20 protein-coding genes are annotated in these 22348 nt (G+C 58.9%); 4 read left to right on the top strand and 16 right to left on the bottom strand.

What is annotated here, in order from left to right; genetic code table 11:
* Nucleotides 1-128: 128 nt before the first annotated feature.
* From rplQ to INR77_RS11680, 4 genes are all read left to right on the top strand, one after another.
* A complete protein-coding gene (gene rplQ, locus INR77_RS11695) occupies nucleotides 129-563 on the top strand; it encodes a 50S ribosomal protein L17 (protein WP_223071220.1) in 435 nt (144 codons plus the stop codon).
* Nucleotides 564-718: 155 nt separating this feature from the next.
* Nucleotides 719-2143 carry a serine hydrolase gene (locus tag INR77_RS11690; RefSeq protein WP_223071219.1) on the top strand — a complete coding sequence of 475 codons (1425 nt, stop codon included), beginning with the start codon at nucleotides 719-721 and terminating at the stop codon, nucleotides 2141-2143.
* 193 nt (nucleotides 2144-2336) lie between these two features.
* Nucleotides 2337-2873: a hypothetical protein gene (locus tag INR77_RS11685; RefSeq protein ID WP_223071218.1), complete on the top strand. Its 537-nt coding sequence runs from the start codon at nucleotides 2337-2339 to the stop codon at nucleotides 2871-2873.
* A gap of 137 nt (nucleotides 2874-3010) precedes the next feature.
* Nucleotides 3011-3898, top strand: coding sequence for a hypothetical protein (locus INR77_RS11680; RefSeq protein WP_223071217.1), 888 nt, complete (start codon nucleotides 3011-3013; stop codon nucleotides 3896-3898).
* On the opposite strand, the gene INR77_RS11675 is transcribed toward INR77_RS11680, so the two are convergent.
* The 16 genes from INR77_RS11675 to INR77_RS11600 form a co-directional block, all read right to left on the bottom strand.
* Nucleotides 3856-4551 (bottom strand): trimeric intracellular cation channel family protein, encoded by a 696-nt coding sequence (locus tag INR77_RS11675; protein ID WP_223071216.1) that lies wholly within the window; start codon nucleotides 4549-4551, stop codon nucleotides 3856-3858. The two genes, INR77_RS11680 and INR77_RS11675, sit on opposite strands and share 43 nt — an antisense overlap.
* A complete protein-coding gene (locus INR77_RS11670; protein WP_223071215.1) occupies nucleotides 4548-5249 on the bottom strand; it encodes a PepSY domain-containing protein in 702 nt (233 codons plus the stop codon). The genes INR77_RS11675 and INR77_RS11670 overlap by 4 nt, the downstream gene beginning before the upstream one ends.
* Nucleotides 5250-5273: 24 nt before the next feature.
* Nucleotides 5274-6632, bottom strand: coding sequence for an amidase family protein (locus INR77_RS11665; RefSeq protein ID WP_223071214.1), 1359 nt, complete (start codon nucleotides 6630-6632; stop codon nucleotides 5274-5276).
* Nucleotides 6633-6672: 40 nt separating this feature from the next.
* The gene (locus tag INR77_RS11660) at nucleotides 6673-7533 is read right to left on the bottom strand and encodes a hypothetical protein (protein ID WP_223071213.1); all 861 of its coding nucleotides are present in this window, start codon (nucleotides 7531-7533) and stop codon (nucleotides 6673-6675) included.
* A complete protein-coding gene (gene lpdA, locus INR77_RS11655) occupies nucleotides 7533-8951 on the bottom strand; it encodes a dihydrolipoyl dehydrogenase (RefSeq protein ID WP_223071212.1) in 1419 nt (472 codons plus the stop codon). The genes INR77_RS11660 and lpdA overlap by 1 nt, the downstream gene beginning before the upstream one ends.
* Before the next feature lie 100 nt (nucleotides 8952-9051).
* Entirely contained in the window at nucleotides 9052-9801 is a 750-nt protein-coding gene (locus INR77_RS11650) for a bifunctional 2-polyprenyl-6-hydroxyphenol methylase/3-demethylubiquinol 3-O-methyltransferase UbiG (RefSeq protein WP_223071211.1), read from the bottom strand.
* Nucleotides 9802-9888: 87 nt separating this feature from the next.
* Nucleotides 9889-11112, bottom strand: a complete 1224-nt coding sequence (gene odhB / locus INR77_RS11645; RefSeq protein WP_223071210.1) for a 2-oxoglutarate dehydrogenase complex dihydrolipoyllysine-residue succinyltransferase — start codon at nucleotides 11110-11112, stop codon at nucleotides 9889-9891.
* A gap of 33 nt (nucleotides 11113-11145) precedes the next feature.
* Nucleotides 11146-13974, bottom strand: a complete 2829-nt coding sequence (locus INR77_RS11640) for a 2-oxoglutarate dehydrogenase E1 component (RefSeq protein ID WP_223071209.1) — start codon at nucleotides 13972-13974, stop codon at nucleotides 11146-11148.
* A 59-nt stretch (nucleotides 13975-14033) separates the two neighbouring features.
* Nucleotides 14034-14333: a GIY-YIG nuclease family protein gene (locus tag INR77_RS11635; RefSeq protein WP_223071208.1), complete on the bottom strand. Its 300-nt coding sequence runs from the start codon at nucleotides 14331-14333 to the stop codon at nucleotides 14034-14036.
* Nucleotides 14334-14444: 111 nt separating this feature from the next.
* Nucleotides 14445-15335, bottom strand: a complete 891-nt coding sequence (sucD, locus tag INR77_RS11630) for a succinate--CoA ligase subunit alpha (RefSeq protein ID WP_223071207.1) — start codon at nucleotides 15333-15335, stop codon at nucleotides 14445-14447.
* Between the two features lie 116 nt (nucleotides 15336-15451).
* Complete coding sequence (locus INR77_RS11625) at nucleotides 15452-15745, bottom strand: GIY-YIG nuclease family protein (RefSeq protein WP_223071206.1); 294 nt, start codon at nucleotides 15743-15745, stop codon at nucleotides 15452-15454.
* Nucleotides 15746-15842: 97 nt separating this feature from the next.
* Nucleotides 15843-16805 carry a malate dehydrogenase gene (gene mdh / locus INR77_RS11620; RefSeq protein WP_223071205.1) on the bottom strand — a complete coding sequence of 321 codons (963 nt, stop codon included), beginning with the start codon at nucleotides 16803-16805 and terminating at the stop codon, nucleotides 15843-15845.
* A gap of 245 nt (nucleotides 16806-17050) precedes the next feature.
* Nucleotides 17051-18865, bottom strand: a complete 1815-nt coding sequence (locus INR77_RS11615) for a bifunctional diguanylate cyclase/phosphodiesterase (RefSeq protein WP_255573764.1) — start codon at nucleotides 18863-18865, stop codon at nucleotides 17051-17053.
* A 297-nt stretch (nucleotides 18866-19162) separates the two neighbouring features.
* Nucleotides 19163-20110 (bottom strand): Coq4 family protein, encoded by a 948-nt coding sequence (locus INR77_RS11610; RefSeq protein WP_223071203.1) that lies wholly within the window; start codon nucleotides 20108-20110, stop codon nucleotides 19163-19165.
* A gap of 91 nt (nucleotides 20111-20201) precedes the next feature.
* Nucleotides 20202-20549, bottom strand: coding sequence for a hypothetical protein (locus INR77_RS11605; RefSeq protein ID WP_223071202.1), 348 nt, complete (start codon nucleotides 20547-20549; stop codon nucleotides 20202-20204).
* Nucleotides 20550-20698: 149 nt separating this feature from the next.
* Nucleotides 20699-22207: a cell wall hydrolase gene (locus INR77_RS11600; protein WP_255573763.1), complete on the bottom strand. Its 1509-nt coding sequence runs from the start codon at nucleotides 22205-22207 to the stop codon at nucleotides 20699-20701.
* Nucleotides 22208-22348 lie beyond the last annotated feature (141 nt).

The following is a 22348-nucleotide window of genomic DNA, read 5'->3' as shown; positions in this document are numbered from 1 at the left end:
GACTGGCGAAAGCTCGGAACTGGATTCCGGCCTTCGCCGGAATGACGGGAAGGGCAAAGGTTCGGTGCCCTAAATCGGACCAGCACTGGGCTACCTGATACGGGCCCTTTACAAACAAGGAAAATACAATGCGTCACGGAATTTCACAGCGTAAGCTTTCGCGTAAATCGGGCCACCGTAAGGCTCTCTTCCGCAATATGTCGGCGAACCTCATCAAGCATGAGCAAATCATCACGACCCGCGCGAAGGCGAAAGAACTGCGTCCGTACATCGAAAAGCTTATCACGCTGGCCAAGCGCGGTGGTCTTTCCAACCGTCGCCTTGCGATGAGCAAGCTTCAGGACGAAACACAGCTGAAGAAGCTGTTCGACGTTCTGGCTGAGCGTTATAAAGACCGCGACGGTGGCTACACCCGCGTTGTCAAAGCTGGCCCACGTGCATCGGATGCTGCTGAAATGGCCATCATCGAGCTCGTCGACCGCGACGAAGACGCTCGCGGCCTGGATTCCGGTCCTGACATGAGCCAAGTTGACGAATACGCAGAAGCAGAAGCTGCTGCGTAAGTCAGCCGTGTTTTCCTGCGAAAGCAGGAATCCATCTCCGGCCTTTGAAGATGGGCTCCGGATCAAGTCCGGAGCGCACGCACAGAAAAATGGGCCCGCAGGAGCATTCCTAGCGGGCCCTTTTCTTTTGGGCGCGCAGGCTTACGGTAACGGTCATGAAGAAGCTCATCTTAGCCGCAGCCGCCCTCACTCTCAGCGCCGCTGCCACCGCACAGTCCGCCCAGGAGCGCCTTGATGAACGCTACAACCTTGCACTGGCAGCAGGGTATAAGGCGCTTTTCCTATGCAGCGCGATTGCGAATGCAGAGGCCAACGGCGTCACACGCACCGAAGAAAGCGTCCACGAATGGGAACTGACCGGGGTCTATTTCGCCATCGATCCCATCGTGCGCGACCTTGATTACCGCGTGCTGCGTGGCGGTGATGGCTATGTCGCCCATGTCGAAGTCGATTGGGCCGATGATATGCCCCCGCGTTTTGCCGAAGCGGAATGGAAGAGCGGTTGCAGGCTTGCGCCCATTGGTCTTGAGCCGAGTATGCCGGAGACGATGGGAGTGGCCGGCGCGATCGCTACTGAGGAGGTACAGCCTCCCTCTGCGCAGCCGTGGCTTACCGAAGACAATATAAACATGGATCGCTACGGAGCCGCCGGCCTGGAAGCCATCGACCGGGCGACTGGAGGGGCGATGGGCAATGCCTATGGGGAAGGGCGCACGACGGCCATTGTCATCCGCCAATGGAGCGATACCGGCGAACGTGACCTTGATCTTGAGGCTTATGCGCCGGGTTTTAGCGCCAATACCCCTCAACGCACATGGTCGGTTGCCAAGAGCATAGCGGCGACGCTTGTTGGCGTGGCGGTGCACAAGGGGCTCGTTGATGTGAACGACCGGCTCGTGCGCGATGAATGGCGCTGGGATGCAAGGCGGCAGATTACCATCGACCACCTCCTGCGCATGGCATCGGGCCGTTATTCCGATACGCCTGGCAATCGCACCGATCCGCTCTATGCGGGCGGCGCATTGGTTGAGGAAACCGCCACCGATTGGCCTCTCATCTACAAGCCGGGCACGCATTACCGCTATGCGAACAATGACACGCTCATGGCAGTTAAGGCAGTGACAGACCGGCACGAGGATTTCGATCCGGCAAAGTTCTTTGAGGCGGTTGGTATGGATCACACCGTTGCCGAAACGGATTGGGCAGGCGATTACATCCTCTCAAGCCAAGTCTGGTCCACCGCGCCCGATCTCGCCGATCTGGGCGAGCTTTACCTCAACGACGGCGTGCTCCGCGATGGCACGCGCATCCTTCCAGAAGGCTGGCTCGACTATGTCTCTGCGCCAAGCGGCCCTCAGCCTGAGGGGCGCAGTTGGGGCTACGGCGCGGGCTGGTGGCTTCTTGATAAGGAAGAGGGAGTGCCTGAAGACACAATCCTCGCGGCAGGTAATCGGGGGCAATACATCGTCGTCGTGCCCTCACGCGACGTCGTCATTGTGCGTCGGGGTGAGGATATGGTGGGCACGCGCTTCGACATCGCAGCCTTCACCAGAGATGTGCTGGCAGCCTTGGAGGAGTAAGCCGCAACAGGGGGTTTAGTTGATGAAATACCTCCGTAAGCGAGGTTGAGTGAATTGCCGTTCATAAAAGACACCCCTTACCTGAACATCTCCTGCAAGGCTCGCTCAGAATCACCTCATCTTCGTTCATCTAAAAGGGTTTCACAGTGAACGGGAATGGTCCCGCCAACTGAAGAACCCGAGGATGAACCCAATGACGAAACTCACCCAGAAACTCAAAAAGGGCACGCTCGGGACTATTGCGACCGGCGCGGCTGGCGCGATGGCCCTGGCATCTGCAACCCCTGCCATGGCTGACCGTGGCCGTGATCGCGGTGTTGATGCAGGCGACGTGATCGCCGGCGCCGTTATCATCGGCGGCATCGCTGCTCTGGCAGGTGCATTTAGCAAGAACGACCGCGATTATCGCGGTGATTACCGTGGAACCCGCTACAATAATGGCTATGCCTATAACCGCGGCGGCGGCCAGCGCGCCATCGAACGCTGCATCCGCGTCGCAGAACGTCAGGCGAGCCGTTTCGGGGGTTATCGCTACGCCGACGTGACCGAAATCCGCGACATTGACCGCACCCGCTACGGCTGGCGCGTCAAGGGCCGCATGGAAGTGCAGGGCTTGCAAGGACGCGGATACGGCTATGGCAACCGTGGATATGATCGCGGCAAGTTTACCTGCTACGTCGAAGGACGCGGCCGACCACAAATCGACTTCCGCGGTATCCGCGGACTTTGATGAACCGCTTGAATACCCTCTAACCTTTCCCACCAGGGCGGTTCAGGCTTGCGTAAGCCTGGGCCGCCTAACTATGTTTGCATTATAGGGGCGTTTGGTGGGCGCATCCTCAAACTGACAACAACAGGAGGGGGCTTATGGCTCACCAAAACCGATTTGCAGGCAAAAAGGCGGCTTGGGCAAGCCTGCTGGCCGCATCGTCTCTCGCATTGACTCCGGCACAGGCGCAAGCCGCCGAAATGGCGCCGGTTGCTACAGCCGGTTATGCGACCGGATTTATCGCTCAAGCCACCGCAAGCACCACGGGTGCGACCGCTCTTGATGCGTTGGGGCCTCGCACGCCGGGCGCTGACACTGTGCAGGAATATGGCCGCTATGGCTGGCGTGGGGGCTGGCGCGGTTATCGTCGTCACCGCCGGGGCGTTAGCGCGGGCGATGTGATCGCTGGCGTTGCCATTCTTGGCGGGATCGCCGCCATTGCGAGCGCTGCGAACAACAATCGCAAGCGTGAGCGCGAAGTTGTCGTGGTCGAGCGCGAGCGTGATTATCGCTATCGGCCCGAAAACCGCCGCAGCACTGTGCGTTCCACCACCAGCGGCTCTGGCATCGACAATGCCGTTTCCATGTGCCTCAACGAAATCGAGCAGGACATCCGCGTTGACAGCGTCGATGGCGCAAGCCGCGTTGGCTCTGGCTGGATCGTAACAGGCTCGCTTTTCGATGGCTCCGGTTTCTCTTGCCAGATTGACAATTCAGGCCGCATCTCCGGCATTGATTATGGCCGCAGCGTGGGTGTCTCTTCGCTCGGCAGCACGCAAAGTTTTGCCCGTGCCGAAGGACAATTGTCCGACAATCGCTATGCCAGCGCACGCGCCAATGTAGGCGGCACGACCCGCCCTGATCTGGCGATTGATCCGACTGATATGGGTGGCACAAACGGCTCCAATATCGCGATCAATCCCGATGACGAGCGACTGCCCGCCTATCCTGGCGGTCCGCTTCCGGGCGAAGAATTCCGCGACTGATCGGGTTCAGATGTGGGGGAGGGGGCATCCTTCCCCCCATAACTGGGAAGACCCATTTCGAATCGAATGGCGGCGGCGCGCAAGGCGAAACCTGCGACAAAGGCCGCAATCCAGATTGCCCAATTGCTGACTCCAAGCGGGGCCATCATCGCGCCTACGGTGATCGCGGCGCTTAATGCTGCGGCGGTCACGTAAAGCTCAGGCTGCATGATGATCGAAGGCCGTCCAGCCACGACATCGCGGATAACCCCGCCAACACAGCCGGTGATGACTCCCATCAGAGCAGCGGGCACAGGCGGAATTCCGTAGGCAAGCGCCTTTGCACTGCCCAGAACCGCATAGGCGGCAAGCCCTAGCGCATCGGCATAATCAAGCAGCTTGCCATCCCACCATGTGACCGGCGTGAACCACACTATCAGCGCCGTGCCCAGGCAGACAGCTGCGACATAAGGGTCGTGCATCCAGAAGACGGGTGCCTCGATCAAAAGGTCGCGGATTGTCCCGCCTCCGACGCCTGTGACCAGAGCGAAAAAGCCCATCGTTACAAATGTTTGTCGCTCGCGCGCAGCGACCAGCGCGCCCGACAGTGCGAAGACGGCAATCCCTGCGACATCAAGCCAGTCAAGGATGGGGGTGAGGACGGTTTCGTTCATGGTGCGAGCGCCTTGATCCGCGATTTGCGGCGGCGGAACATCAGGATGCAGCCCAAAATAGCTCCGATGAGTGAAAGCCCAGCGAACAGGATCAGGATTGGGTGACTGGTCGCCTCGCGCTCGGACAGATCCATGATGTGAAGGCCCCACATGAAATCGAACCAGCGCCACCACTGCGTGCGCACCGCTTCGATCTCTCCAGTGTCGCGCCCAACGTACACGTGGGTCGCGTCTTCCAGCGTGACTTGCCAAACGGGGCGAGGGCGACGAAAATCGAATGGCACCTCATCGGCCTCGAAAAAGCGCACGGAGGTGACTTTATTGCCGCCCACGATGTGCTGCGCAACAATGGCGCGCGCCTTCTCGGCTGTCACAGGCGCAATTGGCTCTCCGCTAGCATAGTCGATCCGGGTGACCGTGCCGTCGAGCGTGGTGAGCAGCGCCACCGCGCGGCCCTCTTGCATGACGAGGCGCATCTCTTTGAGCCCGGCATCGGCACTGTTCGCGAACTCGCTGTCCGCGACAACGAGAGGGGCATCTTCGACCGCTACCCGCAGGTGATCACCGCGCACTTCGTCGATAGGCTTGATCGTCATGAAAAGCCCGCTTGCAAGCCACATGACAATAGGAACCCCGACGAGCCAGCCAAGCCAGATGTGCCATTTTGCAAAAAGGCGCATATTCGAATTCTTTGCCATACGGCGCCCCTTGGCGAAGCTTTGTTAGCCGTGCAAGATATTCCCGATCTCCTGCGCGGCATGGATGCAATCCAGATCGCTCATCAGGGGGCCCATGACCTGCATCCCGCACGGAAGCTGCGCGCCTTCATAGGTTCCCGAACCGATGGGCAGCACGGTTGAGGGCAGGTGGGGGAAAGTCGCGATCCCCGCCCATGCAAGGCCCGCTGCCCCAGGCACCTCTTTGCCATTGATGCGCATCGGCTGGTCAAACGCGCGTTTGTCGCTGTGCTCAACGGCGAGCACCGGGGCAGGGGGCGCAAGGACAAAATCATATGTCTCGAACAGCGCGGCCCACTGCGCCTGATTGGAGCTTTGCGCATCAAGCAGGTCGAACCAGTCGGTTGCACTTGCCCGCCTGCCGCTAGCTGACGGTGCGCCTCTCGCCATTGCGACGTTGAGCATCATCATATAATCGGCTTGTTGTTTGGCGAGATCGGGCAGAAGATCGCTTGTCCGTTCAACTGTAACGCCCGCCTTTGTAAGCGCCTCAATCGCGGCCTCGATTGGCTCAGCCACGCTTTGGTCCACGGGCGCGCCGGGATATTGCGTCACGGCAAGGATGCGACATTGTCTGAGAGGCTTTGCATGGCGCGACAGAGTGTAACTTGACGCGACTTCCATCATCACGGTCAAATCTTGCGGATTGCGCGCGAAAGGCCCTGCGACCGAAAGTATGCCGTCATGCGCTGCGATAAAGCCATCTTGCTTGGCCATTTGGGGGTGGTCGTGCCCCCGTTTTGAGACGAGGCCCCATGTTGGTTTGTGCGCCCACACTCCGCAAAAATGCGCTGGCACACGGACCGATCCGCCAATGTCTGTGCCAAACTCAGCTGGCACCATGCCGCTCGCCACCGCCGCCGCACTCCCGCCTGACGATCCGCCGGGTGAACGCTCGGTGTTGTGCGGATTATTGGTGCGGCCATAGACCGGGTTGAAGCTTTGCCAATCGGTCAAATCAACCGGCACATTGGTCTTGCCAAGGATAACCGCTCCCGCCGCCTTTAATCGCCGCACAAGCTCGCTATCGCTGCGCGCGATGTAGTCGGTGTGGGCCTTGTGGCCCCAGCAGCTCTGTAGGCCCGCCACATCGAAGCTTTCCTTGACCGTCATAGGCACGCCGAAAAGCGGTTGGTCCCCTTGTGGACCTGCTGCATCCATTGCCTTGGCCGTCGCAGCCGCGCGTTCAAAGTCCGGCACAGCAAGCGCGTCCACCTCTGCATCCAGATGCTCAATACGCGTGATGGCCGCATCCACGGCCTCAGCCACAGACATCGTCCCGCTGCGAATGGCCGCTGCTGTTTGCAAAGCGCCGGGCTTATCGGTCAGTTTTGGATAGGCCAATGTGTTGTCTCTCCCTCTTTTTATCAGAAGGTCTAACCCATCATTGCCCTTCAAAAAAGTGGTCTTTGGGCGACGTTCGTGTTCGCGCCCCAAGCGCAAGAGCAAACCCAAGGATCGGCGCTGCGCCGTATCCGATCAGCACAAGAGGGTAGCTTGCCATAAGAGCCGTAAGAGAAAACCCGGCCAGCGCCCCTGCCAATGCAAAGCGCTCCGCTGCGGGCCGGGGGAGCGCTTTAAGGATGAGGAAAAAGGCGATCACAAGGCTCAATCCCAGCCAAAGAGCAAACCATGGGGCAACGAAAATGAGGTCGCCGAATATGCCTTCGACGAAAGCTTGCGGTGCCAGATTGCCCCTCACGCTCGCTAAGAGCGCTGCGGCAAATCCGGCCATTGCCGTCACTCCCAGCCTCCAATCGAGCCATGCAAAGTAGAGCCCTACGCTTGCCAGCATGAGTGCGAAGGCGCAGGCTGCATCGGGTTGAAGCAAACACAGGAACACGGCTGCAAGTAGGATGGGCGCGGCCAAGGGGCGATCACGCGCGGCAAGGCACACGATCAGCGGGATAGTGAGCGAGCCGGTATGGAGCGAAATTCCGCCAAGGCTGATCCAGCGCTGGACCCCGTTGATCTCAGGCCCCAGAACCATGGGCGCAGCGAGCAGTGCCAGCCCCGCGCATACGAGCGCGCGGCGTGGGTAGAGTGCATCGGGCATTGAGAAAAAAGCGATCGCGGCCAGCCCTGTTGCAAGCGCTGCCCCGTTCACGATGAAATAGCTATGCGGTGCTTCGAACCACGCGAGGAATACAAGTCCCGATAGGGTGGGCACGCAAAGGGCGAGCAATGCGGCGACGCGCAGCCTTAGCCACGAGGCCCCGCCAAAGCTCGCCCCTATGCCCGCCATCACATATGGATGGGCGAACCCTGAACCGCCATCGCGGCCTCTTTAAACGCCTCGGCGTGGGTGGGGTGCGCGTGGCAGGTGTAGGCGATGTCCTCCGACGTTGCGCCAAATTCCATAGCCTGCGCGGCCTGCGCGATCATGGTGCCAGCGAGCGTGTTGATCATCCACACGCCCAGAACGCGGTCGGTTTCAGCATCCGCGATGACCTTCACAAAGCCGTCGGTGTCGCGGTTTGCCTTAGCGCGGCTGTTGGCCATCATTGGGAATTTGCCGACCTTGACCTTCGACTTGTCGCCGCCCGCTTTCTCGATGGCTTGCTCGGTGGTGAGGCCAACGCCTGCGATTTCCGGCGTGGTGTAAACGACGTTCGGGATCACATCGTGGTTCACAATGCCCGTTTCGCCAGCGATGTTTTCAGCAACCGCAACGCCTTCATCCTCGGCCTTGTGAGCAAGCATCGGGCCGGGGACCACATCGCCGATGGCCCAGATGCCATCAACGCTGGTGCTGAAATCGTGATCGATTTCAATCTGGCCGCGATTGTTGACTTCGAGCCCGGCGTTTTCGAGCGCCAATCCATCGGTGTTGGGACGCCGACCGATGGAGACGAGCACGTGGCTTGCTTCGACAGTCTGTTCATCGCCGCCTTCGGCTTTCTCGATGGTGAGGGTAACTTTCTTGCCCTTGACCTCAGCGCCAGTGACCTTGTGGCCGAGCATCCAGTTGAGGCCCTGTTTCTTAAAGATCTTGTTCGCTTCCTTGCGCACTTCTTCATCCATGCCGGGCAGGATTTGGGGCAAGAACTCAACCACAGTGACCTTCGCGCCAAGACGGCGCCAGACGCTGCCCAGCTCCAAGCCAATCACGCCGCCGCCGATGACAACGAGGTGCTCTGGCACTTCGGACAATTCAAGCGCGCCGGTGGAATCAACGATGCGACCGCCTGCGTTGTCGACTTCGACACCGGGGAGCGGGGTGACCGAAGAGCCGGTCGCGATCACGATGTCTTTCGCGGTGACGGTCTCGTCCCCGACCTTGACTGTGTGCGCATCGACAAAGGCGCCGTGGCCCTTGAGCCAGGTGACTTTGTTCTTCTTGAACAGGAATTCGATACCGCCGGTCAGTTCACCAACGGCCTTGCCTTTTTCGGCCATCATTTTCGAAAGGTCGAAGCTTGCCTTTGCTTCGATGCCCCAGGTCGCAAAGTGACCGCCCTCGGCCTCTTCAAAGAGTTCGCTTGCGTGGAGCAGCGCCTTTGACGGGATACAGCCCACGTTGAGGCAGGTGCCGCCCAGCGTCTCGCGGCTTTCCACACAGGCCGTCTTAAGGCCCAATTGCGCCGCGCGGATAGCAGCGACATAGCCGCCAGGGCCCGCGCCAATAACAAGGCAATCGTAATCGTATGAAGTGTCAGCCATGGTTCGTCCTGATCCCGTTTTGATGGCGTGAATTTGAATCTGATGGGTATTTAGGAGCTTGGAAGCAAAAGTGCCATTGCTACTTTTGGCGAGGAAGTTGTCATTTTGTGCGCCTCAAGTGCCAGTAAATGCCGATTGTGACGTATTTTTCCAATGCGGGAAACACCGAAGGGATGAGCATCGCCTTCATCGCGATCTGTTTGAGCGGGTGCGTGGCGACGTTGCGCCGAGCGGAGATGATTTCGACGGGCAGGCCTTTGAGAGCGATACGGAAGTCAGCCGGTGTTGCCCCGTTGAAGCCGAGCTCCTGGATCGTCTCCGGTGAGCTGCCGTCCTCGTCGACAAGGCGGTCAAGAAAAGCGCGGTTTTTGCGCGGCAGATGCGCCCAGGGCACGCGCGTGTTCATCAGTCGGTGGTGCCCATAGGGAGAATGCCACAAGGGCGAGAACCCGATGAAAAGCTCACCGCCCGGCCTGCACGAATTGACCAGCGCGCGAAGCGTCTCGGGCAGGGCCATGACGTGCTCCATCACATTGCACGAGGTGATGATGTCGGCAGGTTCAAGCGATTGCTCGCGAATATCGCCGCAGATGAACCGCGCGCGGTCGCCCCAATTGGCGTGTTTCTCTCGCGCATAGGCAATGTAGTCGGGGTTGATGTCGATCCCGCAAGCGCTTGCCGCTCCCGCTTCGAGCAGAATGTGGACCATGCCGCCGCGCGCACAGCCAAAGTCGAGGATATGCTTGCCTGCCACATCCGGCATCCCCCCAAACCGCGCCCAGAATTGGGGCAGGGTCTGGGTGACGGAGGCGGCATAGCGGCGCTCGTCGAAGGATGTTTGAGCCGTCATCACGTGCTCTCCTGCGAACGCAGGAGTCCAGCTCCTATGGCTGGAAATAGGCTCCTGCTGTCGCAGGAGATCACGAAAGGGAAGCCATCAAAGGTCAATCAGCATCCGGGTTGGATCTTCGATCGCTTCCTTGATGATCTTAAGCGCCGTCACAGCTTCGCGGCCATCGATCAGACGGTGGTCGTAGCTAAGCGCGATGTACATCATCGGGCGGATTTCGACCTGACCGTTGATCGCAACAGGGCGATCTTCGATGCGGTGGAGGCCCAGCACAGCGGACTGTGGTGGGTTGATGATCGGGGTGCTCATCAGCGAGCCGAACACACCGCCATTCGAGATGGTGAACGTACCGCCCGTCATATCGGCCATGGTGAGCGTGCCTTCCTTGGCGCGCTTGCCGAAGTCGGCGATGTCTTTCTCGATCCGGGTAAAGCCTTTGTCCTGACAGTCGCGGATCACGGGTACCACAAGGCCGTTGGGCGCAGACACAGCGACCGAGATATCGACATAGTCATGATAGACGATCTCATCGCCCTCAATGTAGGCGTTGACCGCTGGCACGTCTTTGAGCGCCAGACACGCAGCTTTCGCGAAAAAGCCCATAAAGCCGAGGCGAATGTCGTGTTTTTTGGCGAAGAGGTCTTTGTACTTGGTGCGCGCCTCGATAACCGCGCTCATGTCCACATCGTTGAATGTGGTCAGAAGCGCTGCCTCTTCCTGAGCGCCTTTCAAACGCTTGGCGATGGTCTGGCGCATACGGGTCATTTTGACGCGCTCTTCGCGGCGTTCGCCCGATGCGGCGGCTGGTGCTGGAGCAGGCGAAGGAGCCGACGTCGCAGCAGGCGCTTTATCCTTGTTCTTCGCTGCTTCGAGCACGTCTTCCTTGGTGATGCGACCGCCTTTGCCCGTGCCCTTGATCGTCGATGGGTCAACGCCGTGTTCAAGAACCGCGCGGCGCACCGCCGGAGACAATGTCTGCGATGCGTCCGAGGAACCCTCTGCGCTTGCCGAAGATGCCGCCGGAGCAGGTGAGTCTTCCTTGGCCGCAGCAGGCTTTGACGCCGGAGCGCCTTCACCTTCTTCGACCAGAGCGATGACTGCGCCCACTTCGACGGTATCGCCTTCGCTCGCGCGGTGTTCGCTCAAGATGCCAGCAACGGGGGAGGGCACGTCCACGGCAACCTTATCGGTTTCAAGCGAGCAGATCGGTTCATCGACTGCAACCGCATCGCCCGGCTGTTTCAGCCATTCGCCGATGGAACCTTCGGTGACCGATTCACCAAGGACCGGAACTGTGATTTCTGTAGCCATTTCGAGTAATCCTAAATTTGAATTGGCGTAAAACTATTCAGCAAGACCAAGCGCTTCGGCAACGAGGCGGGCCTGTTGCTCAGCGTGACGTTTGGCAAGACCCGTCGCCGGCGAGGCCGAAGCCTCGCGCCCGACATAAAAGGGACGCATCCCAAAATGCCCGCCCAGCTCAAGCGCTTTTTCGATCTGGTTTTCGACAAAGAACCACGCGCCGTTGTTCTTGGGCTCTTCCTGGCACCAGATGACCTCTTTCAGGTTCTTCATACGGCTCAGGCGCAGGCCCAGTGGCTCACCGGGGAAGGGGTAAAGCTGTTCGATGCGCAGGATGGAGATGTCGTCAATCCCTTCCGCGTCGCGCTTTTCGATGAGGTCATAGGCGACCTTGCCCGAACACAGGACAACGCGGGTGATCTTTTCATCCGCAGGGCTGTCCGGCGCCATCGCAGGGTCCGACTTGATCCGTTTGAACTGCCAATCGCCGAGGAACTCCTCGCGCGGTGACTTTGCCATCGGGTGACGCAAAAGCGATTTTGGCGTCATGATCACCAGAGGCTTACGGAAAGGCCGCAGCATTTGACGACGCAGCACGTGGAAGTAGTTCGCAGGCGTGGTGATGTTGCACACCTGAATGTTGTCGCTTGCGCACAATTGCAGGAAGCGTTCAAGGCGAGCCGAGGAGTGCTCAGGTCCCTGACCTTCATAGCCATGGGGCAGCAGCATCACGAGCCCGTTGGCGCGCAGCCACTTGGCCTCGCCCGCCGCGATATACTGGTCGATCATGATCTGCGCGCCATTGGCAAAGTCACCAAATTGCGCTTCCCACAGGACGAGCGATTTGGGGTCTGCCATAGCAAAGCCGTATTCAAAGCCGAGCACGCCGTATTCGGACAGCGTGCTGTCATAGACCTCAAACTTGCCGTGGGGCAGGGTGGTGAGAGGTATGTATTTGTCTTCGGTTTTCTGATCGACCCATACCGCGTGACGCTGTGAGAAGGTGCCGCGACCGGAGTCCTGACCCGACAGGCGCACGCCATAGCCTTCCATCACGAGACTACCGAATGCGAGCGCCTCAGCCGTCGCCCAATCGAAGCCTTCGCCGCTTTCGAACATTTCAGACTTGGCTTTGAGAACGCGGCCCAAAGTCTTGTGAATATTCACATTCTCAGGAACTTCAGTGAGCGTGCGGCCAAGCGCATCGAAGGTCTTGCGCTCAATCGCGGTTTCGATGTTCCGGCGTGCGGTTTCGTCATCGGCTGGCTTGTTAAGACCTGCCCAGCGCCCGCCGAACCAGTCCGCCTGATTGGCAGAATAGCTCTTGGCTGCCTCAAATTCCTCTTCGAGAAGATCGCTGAATTCTTTTGCTACCGCCTCGCGGTGCCCTTCGTCGATCACGCCTTCGGCAATCAGGCGCTCTTCGTAGACGCGGCTCACCTTGGGGTGGGCGCGGATCTTGTCGTACATGAGCGGCTGGGTGAACTTGGGTTCGTCGCCCTCATTGTGGCCAAAGCGGCGGTAGCACCACATATCGATCACCACATCGCGGTGGAACGTCTGGCGGTATTCGACCGCGAGTTTGCACGCGAAGGTCACCGCTTCGGGATCATCGCCGTTGACGTGGAGGATCGGCGCCATCACGCCTTTCGCCACGTCCGATGGGTAAGGCGAATTGCGCGCAAACTTTGGCGAAGTGGTAAAGCCGATCTGGTTGTTGATGATAAAGTGGATGCAGCCGCCCGTGTCATAGCCATTGACGCCTGACAGGCTGAGGCTTTCCCACACAACGCCCTGACCCGCGAAGGCGGCATCCCCGTGGATGAGGACGGGAAGCACCTGATCCTTTTTCTCAAGATCGTCGCGGATCGCCTGCTGCGCGCGCACCTTGCCCAAAACCACCGGGTTCACCGTCTCAAGGTGTGAGGGGTTGGGGGTCAATGACATATGCACGCTGATGCCGTCGAACTCGCGGTCGGTGCTGGTGCCGAGGTGATATTTCACATCGCCCGAGCCACCCACATCTTCTGGATTGGCGGTGCCGCCGGAAAATTCGTGGAAGATGACTTTGTAGGGCTTGGCCATCACGTTTGCGAGCACGTTCAAACGCCCGCGGTGCGCCATGCCGTATACGATTTCGCGTACACCAGCAGAGCCGCCGTGCTTGATAACAGCCTCAAGCGCGGGGATCATGGACTCGCCGCCATCAAGGCCGAACCGCTTGGTCCCGACATATTTCTTGCCGAGAAATTCCTCATAGCCTTCGCCGCGAAGGACGGCTGCGAGGATGGCTTTCTTGCCCTCTGGCGTAAACTCGATCGTATCGCCGGGGCTTTCAAACTTGTCTTGAAGGAAACGGCGTTCCTCGGTGTCGGCGATGTGCATATATTCAAGGCCGACATTGCCGCAGTACACTTCGCGAAGACGCTTGTAGAGCGCGCCAACGGTGGTCCACTCCATGCCCAGCACGCCGCCGACATAGACCTCTTCATCTTCCTTGCCGTCCAATTCGTGGAAGGCGAGGGTGAGATCAGCAGGATCGCCCTGTTTCTGGCTGATGCCAAGCGGGTCAAGCGTTGCCGCAAGGTGCCCGCGCACACGGTACAGCCGCACCAGCGTCATCGCCTTGTTCGACAGGTCCGAGGCGTAGCGCAGCGCCTCTTCGTCCGTAGGCTTGCCCGCCGCTTTGGAAGCCGTTTTGACAGCCTTCTCGACTTCCAGACGCATCTGCGTCGGGTCCATAGCGCCGGTGAGGTCAGCGCCTGCATCGGCGACTTCGGCCATCCATTTGGGATTACCCCAGGATGGGCCCGGCTGTGGGCCTTCCTGATCGGTCATTTCGGGGATGAAGTTTTTGCTCTGCTCGTTCATATCACTACCTACCGATTTGCGCCGCTCCCCCGCGAAAGCGGGGGTCCAGTGCGAAGTATTCAAGCGTGGCTTGCAAGCCCCTCATACAAGTCCAACCACTGCGGATTGCGCTCCTCGATCCGCTTTAATTTCCAGGCGCGGTTCCATTTCTTCATCCGCTGCTCAAACTCTCGCGCTTCGATCACGTTCGAGAAGCGTTCAAACCAAACCAGCTGTTTGCATTCATACTTCCGGGTAAACCCGGGAACCTGTCCCTCGCGGTGCTGATGGATGCGCTGCGCCAAGTCTGTGGAGTGTCCGATATAGATCGTACCGTTGCGCTGGCTTGCCACGATATAGACCCATGCCGGACGTTCCATGTCACCCCTCCGCTTGCCCGCGCAGGCGGGGATCCAGGGTTGTCGAGCACCGCGTTTCGATGCTCTGGGCCCCCGCCTTCGCGGGGGAGCGGTGAGGGGTGACGCTTGGGTTCACGCCAACTCTTTCAACATCGCGTCGAGCGTTGTGCCCAGCTCAGATGGCGACGGGCTTACGCGGATGCCGGCGTCTTCCATTGCGGCGATCTTGTCTTCTGCGCCGCCTTTGCCGCCTGACACAATCGCGCCTGCGTGGCCCATGCGGCGGCCCGGAGGCGCCGTGCGGCCTGCGATAAAGCCGACCGTCGGCTTCGAGCGGCCCTTGGCAGCCTCTTGCTTCAGGAACTCGGCGGCTTCTTCTTCAGCGGACCCGCCGATTTCGCCGATCATGATCATCGACTTTGTTTCAGGGTCGTCAAGGAAGAGGTCGAGCACGTCGATGAAGTTGGTGCCGTTCACAGGGTCACCGCCAATGCCAACAGCCGTGGTTTGCCCCAAGCCCACCATAGTTGTCTGGTGCACCGCTTCGTAAGTAAGCGTGCCCGAGCGGGATACAACGCCGACAGAGCCCTTCTTAAAGATAGAGCCCGGCATAATGCCGATCTTGCACTCATCCGGCGTCAGAACGCCGGGGCAGTTCGGGCCGATGAGGCGCGATTTGGAGCCTTTAAGTGCAGCCTTTGCGCGCACCATGTCGAGCACGGGAATGCCCTCGGTGATGCAGATGATCAGCTCAACCTCTGCGTCGATAGCCTCACAAATCGCGTCGGCTGCGAAGGGCGGGGGGACGTAGATGCAGCTTGCTGTCGCACCCGTCGCCGCCTTGGCTTCGCGCACGGTGTTGAATTGGGGGATGCCGATATGCTCGGTTCCGCCTTTGCCGGGGGTTACGCCTGCCACCATTTGCGAGCCGTAATCCAAGGCTTGCTGGGTGTGGAAGGTGCCGGTGTTGCCGGTCATCCCTTGGGTGATTACACGCGTGTCTTTGTTGATGAGGATGGACATTTCTAGTCGTTCCTTCTTGCCTTAATCGTCACCCCGGCGAAGGCCGGGGTCCAGTGAAACAAAGTGCCGTCCTAGCCTTTCTGGATCCCGGCCTGCGCCGGGATGACGGAACCAATTTAGCTACAAACCAACTCGAACAAATCGTCCCAATTGGGGTTCTTCTCTTCGATCACACGCAGCTTCCAACTGCGCTTCCATTCCTTCATTTGGCGTTCGCGAGTGATGGCCGCTTTGATTGTGTCGTGAGGTTCAAACCAGACGAGCGTTTTGCAGCCATATTTCTTCGTGAAGCCTTCGATCCTTTCTTCGCGGTGCTCCCACACCCTCTTGGGCAAGTCAGAGGTGACACCGATATAAATCGTACCGTTTCGGCGGCTCGCCATAATGTAGACAAAACCGCCCTGTTCCATCGTTCAACCCCGATCGTCATACCGGCGAAGGCCGGTATCCAGTTCTAGGCTCGCTACTGGATCCCGGCCTGCGCCGGGATGACGATGGTCGGCGGGGTTACGCAAGGCTGCTATCCAGGCCCTTACACGCCTCAAGCAGCTCTTCGACTGCGTCGGTTGAGACTTTGAGGTTGGCTTTCTCTTCATCGCTGAGCTCGATTTCGACCACTTCCTCGGTGCCGCCTGCGCCGATCACTGTGGGGACGCCGACATAAAGCCCGTCGAGGCCGTATTTGCCTTCGACGTAGGACGCGCAAGGCAGGATGCGCTTCTGGTCGCCCAGATACGCTTCGGCCATCGCAATCGCGCTCGTCGCAGGTGCGTAGTAAGCTGAGCCATTGCCGAGGAGGCCAACGATCTCGCCGCCGCCTTTGCGGGTGCGGTCCACGATTTCTTCGATGCGGTCTTCGGACACGCCCTTGATCTTGGCGTAGTCTTCCACCGGAATACCGTTCACCGTGGTGTAGCTCTTCACCGGAACCATCGTGTCGCCGTGGCCCCCAAGCACGAAGGCGTTAACGTCTTTGACCGAGCAATCGAACTCCCATGCAAGGAAGGTTGCAAAGCGCGCGCTGTCGAGAACGCCTGCCATGCCGACAACTTTGTTGTGAGGCAGGCCAGAAAACTCGCGCAGAGCCCAAACCATCGCGTCCAGCGGGTTGGTGATGCAGATAACAAATGCGTCAGGGCAGTTGTTCTTAATGCCTTCGCCAACGGATTTCATCACGGACAAGTTAATGCCAAGAAGGTCATCGCGGCTCATCCCCGGCTTGCGCGGAACGCCAGCGGTCACGATCACAACGTCCGCGCCCGCGATATCGGCATAGTCATTGGAGCCGGTGATCTTCGCGTCAAAACCCTCAACCGGGCCACACTGCGACAGGTCCAATGCCTTACCCTGCGGCATACCTTCTGCGATGTCGAACAGGACAATATCGCCAAGCTCTTTCTTAGCAGCCAAGTGGGCGAGCGTGCCGCCGATCATGCCAGAGCCGATAAGCGCGATTTTCTTGCGGGCCATAGAGGAGTAATCCTTCCCTTGAACTTCGTTCGGGACGGATATGTCACGAGATGGAGCGCAAAAGGCGACCGTCCCTGCTCGCCAGACTCCTGTCTTTGAGCGGACCTAGGCTGGCAAAAGGGCGATTGCAACCGTCAAAAGGTCGTATAGGCCATCTATCTTTGCAAACAGTTTGCAATTGCAATAAGCCTATGCGCAAACACCTAACCTTTGCAATAGCTCGCATTTAGAGGAGGGCGTAAGCGTCAGGCCCTTGCGCGCAGCTTGTCTTCGCCGCGCTCTTGCGACAGCAGCATGGCGGCCAGATAGTCCGGCACGGCGCGGCTGAAATGATAGCCTTGGCCAAGGTTGCAACCCGCCTCGCGCACGGCTGTCACCTGCTCGGCTGTCTCAAGGCCCTCTGCGACAATATCCATGCCCAGCGTATTGCCCATCTTGGCGACCGCTTGAATGATCGCATCGCTCTTTTGCCCGGCTTGGGCGCCGGAGACAAAGCTGCGATCAACCTTGATCTTGGAGAAGGGGAAGGAGTTGATGTAGCTCAAGGAAGAATAGCCTGTGCCAAAATCATCGAGCGCAAAGCGCACGCCCATCGCCGAAAGCTCGTCGATAAATGCGGCCGTTGCGTGGTTGTCTTCGATAAACAGGCTCTCTGTCACCTCAAGCTCAAGGCGGTGCGCAGGAAGGCCCGCTTCACGAAGCGCGTTCTTGATCCCCAAGGCAGCGCCCGGTGCGCGGATCTGCAAGGGAGAGAGGTTGACGGCCACTGTCACATCATCGGGCCAAGTTGCGGCGATGCGCGCCGCTTGTACCGTGATCCAATTGCCAAGCGTGACGATAACCCCGGTTTCCTCGGCCACCGGGATGAATTCGTCAGGGCGCAATTCCCCTTTTTCCGGGTGGAACCAGCGCACCAGCGCCTCGAAGGTTTTGATCCGCCCTGTTTCAAGGTCCACAATCGGCTGGAAGAAGATCGACAGTTCATCGCGAAGGATGGCCTGACGCAGCTCAGCCTCAATCTCGCGGCGACGAACAAGGTCGCGGCTCATCGAGGGTTCGTAAAAACACGTCTGCGCGCGCCCACCCACCTTGGCATGATAAAGCGCAAGGTCCGCGGCCTGCATCAACTGGTCGGCATCAGCTGCATCATCAGGTGCAAGTGCCACGCCAAGCGAGGCGCGAATATCCAGAAGCTCGCCATCGATGCGCATCGGGCACATGATCTCGCAATGGATTTCGCTGGCGATCAGTTCGGCGTGCTTGAGATTGTCGATCGGGCACAGGACGATGAATTCATCGCCCCCGAAACGTGCAACCGTGCTGCCGTCGGGGGTGACATTCTGCAACCGTTCTGCAATCCCTTTTAGCACCTTGTCGCCGACCGGGTGACCAAGCAGGTCGTTCACTTCCTTGAACCGGTCAAGGTCGATCCAGATCAATGCAATCTTGGATTGCTGGTCGTGGTTCTCAATGGCGTTGGCAAGAGCGTGATTGAGGCCTGCGCGGTTGGCAAGCCCGGTCACAACGTCAGTGCGGGCTTGTATTTCCATCCTTTCTGCAAGGCGCGCATTGGTGTTGGCCGAAGCGATGGAATCGCGAATTTCGCTGAAGATCTGGCGGGTAATAACGGTTTGTGCAGGAATCAGGAGCAGAATTGTAACACCAAGCGCAACATAACCGATGGTCATTGTCCACAACGATGCAGCGGCAATCGGCAAGCAGGAAAAGGCCAATTGCCCGATTGCGATTGTCGGGCGGCCTGCATTGCGTGCGCTGACTCCAATTCCGTAGCCAAGGGCATTGGCAACCATCAGCACTTCAACTTGCGCAGGAGCGCCAGCAAGGATCGTGTAAGCTGCTGTTATTCCGAGAGCCAATGCGAAGCTGAATGCCCCGATTTCGTAAGTCAGTTCAAGTTTTGTGGTCGAACTGTTGTTATCGTCGGGCGACAGGCCAAGGGAGGCGATGATGCGCACGCTTGCAATCAGCGTGAGCGCAAGGGCAGCGATCCATAGTCCATCAAGCGCAGATACCCACGCAGCAACCGATGCCGCGCTCACTGTCGTAACCGCGCCTATAACGAGGTTTGTAGGGCTCGAATAAAGCGACTTGACCAGAGCCCTTCGGACCTCTTGGTCAACCGCGTCCTCTCTCTGACGGCCAGACAAAAGATGCATGAGCTTTGAAATGAGTTTCGTCCTGCTGCTAATCCAGATTTTTTCCTAGCACGCAGGAGTGTCAGAGTGGTTAACACCGCCTCTACGCAATAGACCGTGAATTATAGGGATAAATGCCTATAGGATGGCAAAGTACACCAGTCCGGCCAACCTGGAACGCAGTCGGAGCCAGTAGAGCGGCTAGCCAGCACCCAGAAGTGCGTGAGGGTCAATGCGCTCTTTGCGCCAAGTCTCAAGCGCTTGGAGATAGGTTGTCGGCTCGCGAACGTTGAGCCTGCGCCGCACTTCTTCGAGTGGCAGAGGCAAAAGCTCAAGAATTGGTTGTTCAACGATACGCTGTGTCAGGCGTCCGTGACTGCGTGCCTGCAAAAAGGCGCGAAGAACCGGCGCCTTGGTTTTGATTTTAGCTTTCATCAGAAGCGTACCCAGCCAACCGAGGAACAGGTGCCCGGGGCTTGGTCGCTGATCAAAAAGGAAGGCCAGAAGGCACTGCTCACCGAGGGTATCGCGGCCATACCCCGTCAACACGTGTAAAATATCGTGAGTGTCGCGCAGTCGATTATTGTACCACTCAATACCGTCTTCAAGAATCACATTATCCTTGCGATAAACGTTCGCCTCTTCGATCAGGCCTGCTGCCGTCAGGCCTTCGGCTTCCATAAAGTTGCAGTAGGCGTCGGCAAAGCTGCCTTTGGGCATTTTGCGAAGCTCTTCGTGATTGTCGAGAATATCTGGAAGATAGGGTTCAGACTGGAATATCCGGCGACCATGATCGGTGGCAAGAAAAGCAGCCGCTTCGTTGTTCACATCGCGCCATGGCAGGGAATCAAGCACGCCAAATAGTTCATCGGTGCGGTCCTTGTCTTTCACAAGGATTCTGAGATGTTTCCACCCCTTGGCAAAGTTGAATTCGGGCCGCACTCTGTCCGGGTGGCAAATGGGCAGCGTTTCAACGCCATTGGGCGTGATCCGGGAGATTGTATGAGAGGGCATAGTGCCGCCCTCATTGTCTCCTGCATCGCGCAAAAGGAACGAAGACGCCTCAACGCCTTGCTCCTTAGTGTCCCACAACCGAGCCTGATCATCATACAGGTCAGCGGGATTGTTTAGCTCTACCCGTGTCGCCATGCGCAAAACGCTGGCTCACCGGTAAAATTTTGTCAACGCCTATTAACCCTTTGGCAAGTATAAATCGCCGGAGATTTCGGGCGCTTGGCCCCTATTTTTTGAGCTTCGGCGCTTTTTCCTCTGCGTCCGGTGCAGGTTTGGAAACGCTCTCGGCAAGGCGACGGTCCAGCGTCCTTGTGATGCCCAGCCACCAGTCGTAAGTCTCACGGTCGCCATCGAAAAATGCTTTTTGAGCCTGTGCGCGTGCGACCCTTGCTGCGCCAAGGCCATGCTCGGCAAAATGGCACAAAGCTGCGCGCAGGACACGGTCGGCTGTCTCACGCTTGTCGCCATTGTCATTGGCAACATTGCCTTGGCTCGCGGCGAGGATTTTCTTCGCTGATGCGGCGCTTGCCGGGGTAAATCCGGTGGTTTTGGCTGCGGCAAAATGGATCGACATGGGGGCTCAGGTTCCAAATTTTGGCAAACCCGTAAAGCGGCGATGTGTGCTGCACGGCGTTGCTGTGTGGAACACCGCAATAGGGGAGGGCCCTTAAAGGCTTTGTGTGAAACTAGGGTTTAGAGCGCATTAACCCTGTTGCCCGCCGCTTAAGGTTCTGAGCTGCCCTGTGGCGGCGTATTGGCGCGTTTTTCTTTCTCTTTGAGCAAGGCCTTGCGCGCTGCATCGCTTTTCCATTGCCCCGCGCGTGAATAATCCTCGCGCACCTGACCCACGCCAGAGACGTGCGGGTCGGTGCGCACGGCGCCGGGGCCTGCGACGGCTTGGGCTGGCACGGCTGGAATTTGGTAGCCACCCGCTGCATTGCCCGATGGGGTGTGTCGCGCACTTGGCGCTGGCAAAGCCATGGCTGCATCGCGCACCATCGGGTCAGGAGCGATTTCGCTTAACGGCGCAGCGGTCACGCGGGCGTTCACTCCCGGTTCTATCCCTGCATACCGCTGCGTAAACGCGCCCTTTTTCCCGCCAGCGCCGCGATTGCGGTAAAAGCGATGTGCGCCAATCGTGCCGACATGATCGAGGCTGGAGGCCCAATACGGGTTTACCCAAAGCGTGTGGTAATGCGTCGCATGGCCGATGGGCGCGTAAACCTTACCGCTCAGCGCTTCATTGGCGATCCGCTGTGCCTCGTCCCATGAACGACCCTTTGCAGGTCGTTTGAGGCTTCCGTCACAGGTGAAGGTGAACTGGCACCCGGTGCTGCGGTTTGATCCTTGATAGACAACGCCGCACACGCTGCCTGGCCAGCCGGGATGGGCAACGCGGTTGAGGACCACTTGCGCAACTGCGCGCTTGCCCGCTTCGCTTTCGCTGGCCGCTTCGTACCAGATCGCCTGCGCAAGACAGTTGCTGGCGCGCATATGATCGGTGCCGCCAGTGGTGAAGAACGGATTTGCGCCGGGCCCTGCGTCAATCACTTGTCCAAGCTCGTGGCCCGCCTCGCCTGTTTCGGGCAGCAGAGCATCGGTGGTAGGCAGCGCGATCAGGGCATCGGACGGTGGATCGGCGAGAAAGAAGAAAGCAGAGCCCGGAAAGCTCATCCCCGGCTTTTCAAACGGCATCGCAGGATTGCGCGCCAGCTCCTCGCGAAGCTTTGCGCTCACCATTTCGGCTTCGGTTGGCGCATCGCCGGGAAGCTGGCCAATTTTTTGAGGGGCAGCGGCGACCGCTGGCACAGCAATAATCGCAAGCAGCGCCATCAAACGCGCGCTTGGCGACCAGCCCGACTTGGCAGGTGTAGCGGCGGATATGGAAGCAGGCTTGGGCGATGGCGCTGATTTTGTCTTTGGGGCGTGATGCGCCTTCTCGGCCCGGTCCGGGCTCGATTGAGCCGGGGCGCTTGCCAGCGGATCAGGCGCGCGCTCGGCAAGGAAAATCGGCCTGTCAAAACGCAACGCTTCATTTGCGTCGCTTTTTTGCGTGCGCTTTGTTTTCTTGAAGACGGAGACTTCCGGCCCGCGTATCTCCTCGAACACCGCCTCTTCAACGGGCTTCTCGCCAAAGGCAGATGCGTCGAAGAGCGCTGCGTCGTCGCGATCATCACGGCGCGTTTCATAAGGCAGACAGATCACCTCAGGGGTGCGTCGTGCAAATGGCATCCTGGCCCGAAGTTTAGCGATCAAAGTCATTGCGCGCCAATGCGCGTAGCGCGGCTGGTTTGGTAAGGGGAGCGGTAAGCGCAAGGGTGTCCCGTAAGCGAACACTTGCGTTCAAACCTTTAATGCAGGGCCTCCAGTTGT

The organism is Erythrobacter sp. SCSIO 43205 (genome assembly GCF_019904235.1).
Lineage (GTDB): Bacteria > Pseudomonadota > Alphaproteobacteria > Sphingomonadales > Sphingomonadaceae > Erythrobacter.
The sequence above is the reverse complement of the archived record's forward strand: the minus strand, read 5'-3'. Positions and strand labels throughout refer to the sequence as shown.

Coding starts and splice junctions, on each gene's coding strand:
- rplQ (WP_223071220.1), top strand. CDS start 129: ATGCGTCACGGAATTTCACAGCGTAAGCTTTCGCGTAAATCGGGCCAC.
- INR77_RS11690 (WP_223071219.1), top strand. CDS start 719: ATGAAGAAGCTCATCTTAGCCGCAGCCGCCCTCACTCTCAGCGCCGCT.
- INR77_RS11685 (WP_223071218.1), top strand. CDS start 2,337: ATGACGAAACTCACCCAGAAACTCAAAAAGGGCACGCTCGGGACTATT.
- INR77_RS11680 (WP_223071217.1), top strand. CDS start 3,011: ATGGCTCACCAAAACCGATTTGCAGGCAAAAAGGCGGCTTGGGCAAGC.
- INR77_RS11675 (WP_223071216.1), bottom strand. CDS start 4,551: ATGAACGAAACCGTCCTCACCCCCATCCTTGACTGGCTTGATGTCGCA.
- INR77_RS11670 (WP_223071215.1), bottom strand. CDS start 5,249: ATGGCAAAGAATTCGAATATGCGCCTTTTTGCAAAATGGCACATCTGG.
- INR77_RS11660 (WP_223071213.1), bottom strand. CDS start 7,533: ATGGCGGGCATAGGGGCGAGCTTTGGCGGGGCCTCGTGGCTAAGGCTG.
- lpdA (WP_223071212.1), bottom strand. CDS start 8,951: ATGGCTGACACTTCATACGATTACGATTGCCTTGTTATTGGCGCGGGC.
- INR77_RS11650 (WP_223071211.1), bottom strand. CDS start 9,801: ATGACGGCTCAAACATCCTTCGACGAGCGCCGCTATGCCGCCTCCGTC.
- odhB (WP_223071210.1), bottom strand. CDS start 11,112: ATGGCTACAGAAATCACAGTTCCGGTCCTTGGTGAATCGGTCACCGAA.
- INR77_RS11640 (WP_223071209.1), bottom strand. CDS start 13,974: ATGAACGAGCAGAGCAAAAACTTCATCCCCGAAATGACCGATCAGGAA.
- INR77_RS11635 (WP_223071208.1), bottom strand. CDS start 14,333: ATGGAACGTCCGGCATGGGTCTATATCGTGGCAAGCCAGCGCAACGGT.
- sucD (WP_223071207.1), bottom strand. CDS start 15,335: ATGTCCATCCTCATCAACAAAGACACGCGTGTAATCACCCAAGGGATG.
- INR77_RS11625 (WP_223071206.1), bottom strand. CDS start 15,745: ATGGAACAGGGCGGTTTTGTCTACATTATGGCGAGCCGCCGAAACGGT.
- mdh (WP_223071205.1), bottom strand. CDS start 16,805: ATGGCCCGCAAGAAAATCGCGCTTATCGGCTCTGGCATGATCGGCGGC.
- INR77_RS11610 (WP_223071203.1), bottom strand. CDS start 20,110: ATGGCGACACGGGTAGAGCTAAACAATCCCGCTGACCTGTATGATGAT.
- INR77_RS11605 (WP_223071202.1), bottom strand. CDS start 20,549: ATGTCGATCCATTTTGCCGCAGCCAAAACCACCGGATTTACCCCGGCA.
- INR77_RS11600 (WP_255573763.1), bottom strand. CDS start 22,207: ATGCCATTTGCACGACGCACCCCTGAGGTGATCTGTCTGCCTTATGAA.